Source organism: Mesorhizobium sp. M7A.F.Ca.CA.003.01.2.1 (genome assembly GCF_003998945.1).
Classification (GTDB): domain Bacteria; phylum Pseudomonadota; class Alphaproteobacteria; order Rhizobiales; family Rhizobiaceae; genus Mesorhizobium; species Mesorhizobium ciceri.
The window spans coordinates 1-536 of record NZ_RZRA01001617.1; the positions used below are offsets into that span (position 1 = coordinate 1).

Annotated in this window: 1 protein-coding gene; it reads left to right on the forward strand. The window is 62.1% G+C overall.

Features of this window, described 5'->3' with window-relative positions:
• Positions 1–536: ATP-grasp domain-containing protein (locus EN969_RS34560; RefSeq protein WP_127419964.1), on the forward strand; the 536-nt coding region annotated here is incomplete at both ends.

A 536-nucleotide genomic window follows, 5' to 3' on the forward strand; every position in this document is an offset into this window, starting at 1 on the left:
GTTTCCACCGTGCCCGGCTGGCTCGGCGTCATCGAGAATGCCGATCATGCCGAAAAGATCGCCGGCGAAATCGGTTATCCCGTGATGATCAAGGCTTCGGCCGGCGGCGGCGGCAAGGGCATGCGCATCGCCTGGAGCGAAGCCGAAGTGCGCGATGGCTTCGACCGCGCGCGCTCGGAAGCCAAGAGTTCGTTCGGCGACGATCGTCTCTTCATCGAGAAATTCGTCGTCGATCCGCGCCACATCGAAATCCAGGTGCTGGCCGACGCGCATGGCAACGCGCTCTATCTCGGCGAGCGCGAATGCTCGATCCAGCGACGCAACCAGAAGGTCGCCGAAGAGGCGCCGTCGCCATTCCTGGACGCCGCGACACGCAAGGCCATGGGCGAGCAGTCTGTGGCGCTGGCCAAGGCCGTCGACTACCAGAGCGCCGGCACGGTCGAATTCATCGTCGACAAGGACAAGAACTTCTATTTCCTTGAAATGAATACACGATTGCAGGTCGAGCACCCGGTGACGGAGCTCATCACCGGCAT